The 6,346-nt window shown below is 36.2% G+C and carries 7 protein-coding genes; 1 reads left to right on the forward strand and 6 read right to left on the reverse strand.

What is annotated here, in order from left to right; translation table 11 throughout:
- A partial coding sequence (metH, locus tag ACH2CJ_RS21300; RefSeq protein ID WP_394996472.1) for a methionine synthase occupies positions 1-2,290 on the reverse strand: 2,290 nt, incomplete at its 3' end.
- Positions 2,291-2,555: 265 nt separating this feature from the next.
- Between metH and ACH2CJ_RS21305 the strand changes: the two genes are divergently transcribed.
- Positions 2,556-3,017, forward strand: coding sequence for an Lrp/AsnC family transcriptional regulator (locus ACH2CJ_RS21305; protein ID WP_394996459.1), 462 nt, complete (start codon positions 2,556-2,558; stop codon positions 3,015-3,017).
- 96 nt (positions 3,018-3,113) lie between these two features.
- Here the strand turns inward: ACH2CJ_RS21305 and ACH2CJ_RS21310 are convergent, their stop codons facing one another.
- From ACH2CJ_RS21310 to ACH2CJ_RS21330, 5 genes are all read right to left on the reverse strand, one after another.
- On the reverse strand, positions 3,114-4,640 hold the full coding sequence (locus ACH2CJ_RS21310) for an aldehyde dehydrogenase family protein (RefSeq protein WP_394996461.1): 1,527 nt from the start codon (positions 4,638-4,640) through the stop codon (positions 3,114-3,116).
- Between the two features lie 30 nt (positions 4,641-4,670).
- Positions 4,671-5,297, reverse strand: coding sequence for a type II restriction endonuclease (locus tag ACH2CJ_RS21315; protein WP_394996463.1), 627 nt, complete (start codon positions 5,295-5,297; stop codon positions 4,671-4,673).
- A 128-nt stretch (positions 5,298-5,425) separates the two neighbouring features.
- Positions 5,426-5,755 carry a DNA cytosine methyltransferase gene (locus tag ACH2CJ_RS21320; protein ID WP_394996466.1) on the reverse strand — a complete coding sequence of 110 codons (330 nt, stop codon included), beginning with the start codon at positions 5,753-5,755 and terminating at the stop codon, positions 5,426-5,428.
- A 66-nt stretch (positions 5,756-5,821) separates the two neighbouring features.
- Positions 5,822-6,196: a DNA cytosine methyltransferase gene (locus ACH2CJ_RS21325; RefSeq protein WP_394996468.1), complete on the reverse strand. Its 375-nt coding sequence runs from the start codon at positions 6,194-6,196 to the stop codon at positions 5,822-5,824.
- Positions 6,129-6,346: DNA cytosine methyltransferase (locus tag ACH2CJ_RS21330; protein WP_394996470.1), on the reverse strand; the 218-nt coding region annotated here is incomplete at its 5' end. The genes ACH2CJ_RS21325 and ACH2CJ_RS21330, both read right to left, overlap by 68 nt.

Consider the following 6,346-nt stretch of genomic DNA (forward strand, 5'->3'; position numbering starts at 1 on the left):
TTACGGTTGCCAGCAAAACTTTTCCTGCACTCGACGATATTTCGGCTTCGCCTTCAACGTGGTTTTTCAATTTTTCCTCCTCAATAAATGGCAATAAATATGCTACTGCTTTTTTCATTACTCTTGCCGATTTTACTACTTGCGGTAAAAACATTTTGCCCTCACCAAACAAATCACCGACGATATTCATTCCATCCATCAGTGGTCCCTCAATAACGTGCAATGGTTTCTCCACTTTTTGACGAGCTTCCTCTACATCTTCATCAATAAATTCGGTCAAACCTTTGATTAAAGCATGAGCCAATCGTTTTTCAACTGGTTGCTCTCGCCAAGCATTATCAACAACTTGTTCTTTTCCTTTCGACTTTACGGTTTCGGCAAAAATTACCAAACGCTCGGTTGCATCTTCACGACGGTTCAACAAAACATCTTCGCAAAGCTCAAGCAAATCTTTTGGAATATCATCATAAACGCCCAATTGACCTGCATTTACAATTCCCATGTCCATTCCTGCCTTGATTGCGTGATACAAAAACACCGTGTGCATCGCTTCACGAACTGGCTCATTTCCTCTAAAACTGAACGAAATATTAGAAACTCCACCCGAAACTTTGGCGTAAGGAAGATTTTCTTTTATCCAACGAGTAGCATTAATAAAATCAACGGCATAATTATTATGTTCTTCCAAACCAGTTGCAACTGTCAAGATATTTGGGTCGAAAATAATATCTTGTGGTAGAAAATTAACTTCATTGACCAAAATATCGTAAGCTCTTTTACAAATTTCGATACGTCGCTCGTAAGAATCAGCTTGTCCTGCTTCATCAAAAGCCATTACGACTGTTGATGCACCATAACGTTTTACTTTTTGAGCCAATTCTATAAATTTAGCTTCACCTTCTTTCAATGAAATCGAGTTTACGATTGATTTTCCTTGCACACATTTCAAACCAGCTTCAATAACTTCCCATTTCGAGGAATCAATCATCAAAGGCAATCTTGAAATATCGGGTTCGGCAGCAATCAAATTCAAAAAAGTTGTCATTGCTTCTACCCCATCAATCATACCTTCGTCAAGGTTTACGTCGATGATTTGAGCTCCATTTTCCGCCTGATTTCTTGCAACCGATAGGGCGTCATCGTATTTTCCTTCACGAATCAAACGAGCAAAAGCCTTCGAGCCAGTTACATTACAACGCTCGCCCACATTTATAAAATTAGTTTCCTTTGTCATTTTCAAAGGCTCTAATCCTGATACTTTTTGAATCGGCTCAAAAGTTGGAATAACACGTGGTTTATACTTTGCCGAAACTTCGGCAATGGCTTTGATGTGGGCTGGCGTTGTTCCGCAACAGCCACCAATGATATTCATAAAGCCATTTTGTAAGAAATCTTCGACAATCACCGCCATTTCTTCTGGCGATTGGTCATATTCTCCCATTTCGTTTGGCAAACCCGCATTTGGGTGAGCCGACACCATAAATGGAGCTTCATTGGCTAAAATCTGAATATACGGACGCATTAAATCAGCTCCTAAAGCACAGTTCAAGCCAATTGACAATAAATCTATGTGAGAAACCGAAGTTAAAAAAGCTTCAGTGGTTTGTCCAGAAAGGGTTCGTCCAGAAGCATCGGTGATTGTTCCCGAAACCATTACTGGAATGTTATTTTCAACGAAACTCAGCAAATCTTCTCTTGTCTGCTTTGCCATCGAGGTGCTTTTCAATGGTTTAACGGTGTTATTTCTTACATCAAAAGCAAACAAATCAATCGCAAAAAGAGCTGCTTTTGCATTGAGGGTATCGAAAATTGTTTCTACTAATAATAAGTCTGCACCACCATCGATCAAACCTTGAATTTGCTCATAATAGGCTTCAACTAATCCATCAAAAGTTATGGCACGAAAACCTGGGTCATTAACATCGGGCGACAATGATAATGTTCGATTCGTTGGTCCAATTGAACCCGCCACAAAACGAGGACGGTCAGGGTTTTTAGCGGTAAATTCATCGGCAACTTCACGAGCAATTTTGGCTGATTGATAATTCAATTCATACACATATTCTTCCATGTGATAATCTGCCATAGCGATTGATGTTCCCGAAAAAGTATTCGTTTCGGCAATATCAGCCCCAGCTTCAAAATATTTCGCATGAATCTCCTTAATAACCTCTGGTTTCGTGATAGAAAGCATATCGTTATTACCTTTTACTTCATGCGGAAAATCTTCGAATCGCTCGCCTCGATAATCAGCATCGGATAATTTATATTCTTGAATCAACGAACCCATTGCACCATCAAGTACAAGTATTCTTTGTTTTAGTATTTCTCGGATGTTAGCCACTTTTATCTTATTTTCGATTAAAAAAAGTATTCGCAATTTGAAAAATTGCATTACAGAAGAATAACAAAATTTATCTTACAAAAGTACGATTTAAAGATTGATTTTTTAAATAAATTAGAAAAATTAGATAAATTATCTAAAATTCAATTGTTTACTACAGTTTTTATTTTTAATTTTGATAAAAATATTTGATAAAAACGACATTTTATCTATGCAAAAATTAGACATTACCGACCGTGAAATCTTGAAGTCGCTTCAAGAAAACGCTCACTTGACAACTAAAGAATTAGCTTCTCGATTGAATCTTTCACCAACACCGGTCTATGAACGAGTACGTAGATTAGAAAACGAAGGCGTAATTAAAAAATATGTAGCCGTTATTGACCGTGAAAAAGTGGGTAAAGACCTAATGGTTTTTTGTAATATTAGGCTGAAAGAACATGCCCAAGAGGCAGGAAAAAAGTTTGTGTTGGAAATCGTGAAATTAAATGAAGTAATTGAATGCCACAATATTTCGGGCGAATACGATTTTATGCTGAAAGTTGTAGTTGAAGATATGCGTGAATACCAAAGTTTTTTGATGAATAAATTGGCATCTCTCGAAAATATTGGAAGTACACATAGCACATTCGTGATGAGCGAGATTAAAAATGAAACAAAATTGGAGATATAAATTTGAGATTCTGGATATGAGATTCTGGATATGAGATTCGAGAAAAATTTTAAGAAAAAAAATCTCGAATCCCATATCTCAAATTCCATATCTAAATTATAAATCAAACTTAATCCCTTGAGCAAGAGGCAACTGTGTGCTATAATTAATTGTATTTGTTTGTCTTCTCATATAGTTTCTCCATGCGTCCGAGCCACTTTCACGACCGCCACCTGTTTCTTTTTCTCCGCCAAAAGCTCCACCAATTTCCGCTCCTGAAGTTCCAATATTGACATTGGCAATGCCACAGTCCGAACCAGCATAAGATAAAAACTGCTCAGCTTCACGCATATTCAGCGTAAATATAGATGATGAAAGTCCTTGTGGAACAGCATTTTGTAATTCAATGGCTTCATCAAGGGTTTTAAATTTCATTAAATATAAAATTGGTGCAAATGTTTCGTGGCAAACCGTTGGTGTTTGGCTGTCAACTTCAACGATTGTTGGTTTTACATAACAACCCGATTCATACCCTTGGCCTGATAAAATTTCATTGCCATAAAGCACTTTTCCACCTTCATTTTGGATATTAGCAATGGCAATTTTATAATTATTTACCGCATCTACATCAATCAAAGGTCCAACGTGGTTGTTCACGTCTAAAGGGTCGCCGATTCGTAATTGGGCGTAGATTTTTACTAAGCGATTTTTTACTTCTGCGTACAAACTTTCATGTAAAAATAATCGGCGAGTTGTTGTGCAACGCTGACCAGCCGTACCAACTGCACCAAAAACAACCGCAGGGATAACTACTTCTAAATCAGCATTTTGTGTTACGATTATGGCATTATTTCCGCCTAATTCTAATAAACTTTTTCCGAAGCGAGCCGCTACTGCTTGACCAACGGCTTTGCCCATACGAGTTGAGCCAGTTGCTGAAATCAAGGCTACGTTTTTATCATTCGAAAGCCATTCACCTACATTTCTATCTCCAATGACGAGATTCGAAACACCTTCAGGAATATCGTTTTTGCGTAAAACTTCTTGAATAATATTTTGACAAGCAATAGCGGTTAAAGGTGTTTTTTCGGATGGTTTCCAGATGCAAACATCACCACAAATCCAGGCCAACATTGTATTCCAAGACCAAACCGCCACTGGAAAATTGAATGCTGAAATAATACCTACAATTCCGAGAGGATGCCATTGCTCATACATTCGGTGCTGCGGACGCTCAGAGTGCATCGTTAGTCCATATAATTGGCGAGACAGACCAACCGCAAAATCGCAAATATCAATCATTTCTTGTACTTCTCCCCAGCCTTCTTGCAGACTTTTGCCCATTTCGTAGCTGACTAAACGCCCCAAAGCATCTTTATTTTCACGTAAAGCATCGCCCATTTGTCGCACAATTTCACCACGTTTTGGAGCAGGAACAGTACGCCAAACTTTGAAAGCTTCTTTGGCTTTTTCAATGACTTTATAGTAATCTGCATTATTTGCCTGACGAACTTCTCCAATCAATTGTCCATCCACAGGTGAATACGAACTTAAAACTTTTCCGCCACCTGCCCAACTTTCAAGTCCAGTACTAATTCCGTTATTGAGTGATTCTATTTTAAGTGTTTTTAATACTTGTTTCATGCGTTTTGTTGTTTTTGGAAGTGTTTTTACTCATTCTATGTCAAATAATTCAGCAGGATTTAGCTTATATTGCAGCATATTAGCTGTATTTCTGCCACCATCACCACCTTTTCTTTGCATCGTGATTTTGCCGATTTTGAAATTACCTCTTTCTGTCATTTCTACAATGCCATTACCAAAATAGTTCAGACAAAAATTCATTGGCTTTAAAATCCATATTGAATCTGACTTCGTTTTTTGTGTAACTAGCATCCATTCTGCTGCAAATTGACCTCTTCCTTTTAAAATATCCGAAACAATGAAGGATTGATTATTATTTAGCCACAACAAAATGTCACTTTGTTCTTTTTCTGAAAACTCGTTAGCAAACATTCGTCTTTTATCTTTTGGAGCAAGAATATTGGGTTTTATTTCGCCTGTATATCTTTTTAAAATAGTTGAAATATCAACTGGAATATTCCACATTTCTACATATTTATCTACCCACCTTTTATCTATTTGATTAAATCCTTTGGGGTTACTCACTAATTTCACCTGCAAATTTTGTGCATCAATCGCTTCTTTTAACTTCACAGTTATATGAACTTGAATATCAGTTTTAAATCCACTCAATTTTAAAGCCTTCACATATTCTATTTTTAGCAAGTCATATTCCATTATCAAAAGCCACTTTTGTGCATCCTCATCAATATTCCAATTGTAAATTTATTCACAATATCATCTTCATTCAAAAAACCATTTTTAGCTGTTTGAGAACCTTTTAATTGCTCTTTATTCATTTTTGCTCAATATTTTTTGTATTTCAATGAAAATTTCTGCAAAACATTAACAGAAACACTGTTTCCAAACTGTTTGTATGCTTGCGAATTTGACTTATTTAAAATGAACGTCTCAGGGAAACCTTGAACTCTGGCACATTCTCTTGGTGATAATTTTCTGATTTTACCAGTCACCAAATATAAACCTGTTTTTGAACCAATTCCACCACCCAAAGCAGAAAGCGTAATAGCATGACCACGAAGATGATAGATTCTTTCGCCCTGCCCGCCTTTTTTAACTCTTCCTATTTGAATAGGTTTATGAAAATTAATTTTACCAAATAGTGTGTCTTGCAAAGTATAATTTTTATAAATTTCAATGTCATTTCTCTCAATAATCTTTACATTTGTAGGGTTTTCTTCTTAAATATCTTCCACACAAGTAGATTCATTGGATGGTATAGGAAAAGAGAATTTTTCAGAATTAATGTCAGCATTAAACGCAACTATATAAATTCTTTCTCTGTTTTGAGGTAAACCAAAATTACTTGAATTCAAGACTTTTGTAAAAACACGATAATTGAGATTTTCTAATGTTTCTATTATAGCGGACAGTGTTCTTCCATCATCATGTTTTGCTAAATTCTTAACGTTTTCTAAAAAAAGCACTTTGGGTTTGTGATGGTTTACAATTCTTGCAATATCAAAAAAAAGAGTCCCTCTAATATCATCAAAACCTTTTTGTTTCCCCGAAATTGAAAAATGCTTGACAAGGAAATCCTCCACATAAAATATCATGTTTGGGTATTTGTTTCTCATCAATTATGGTTATATCTCCGTCAGGTTTAAAGCCAAAATTATCTTCATAAGTTTCGGAAGCATATTTATCCCATTCCGAAGCAAAAACACATTTTGCACCAAATGAAGATAAAGCAATATGAAACCCTC

The sequence above is a fragment of the Emticicia sp. genome, from assembly GCF_043780375.1.
Classification (GTDB): Bacteria; Bacteroidota; Bacteroidia; order Cytophagales; family Spirosomataceae; genus Emticicia.

Bases quoted from the DNA above. Each gene is read 5' to 3' on its own strand.
- ACH2CJ_RS21305 (WP_394996459.1), top strand. From the start codon at position 2,556: ATGCAAAAATTAGACATTACCGACCGTGAAATCTTGAAGTCGCTTCAA.
- ACH2CJ_RS21310 (WP_394996461.1), bottom strand. From the start codon at position 4,640: ATGAAACAAGTATTAAAAACACTTAAAATAGAATCACTCAATAACGGA.
- ACH2CJ_RS21315 (WP_394996463.1), bottom strand. From the start codon at position 5,297: ATGGAATATGACTTGCTAAAAATAGAATATGTGAAGGCTTTAAAATTG.
- ACH2CJ_RS21325 (WP_394996468.1), bottom strand. From the start codon at position 6,196: ATGATATTTTATGTGGAGGATTTCCTTGTCAAGCATTTTTCAATTTCG.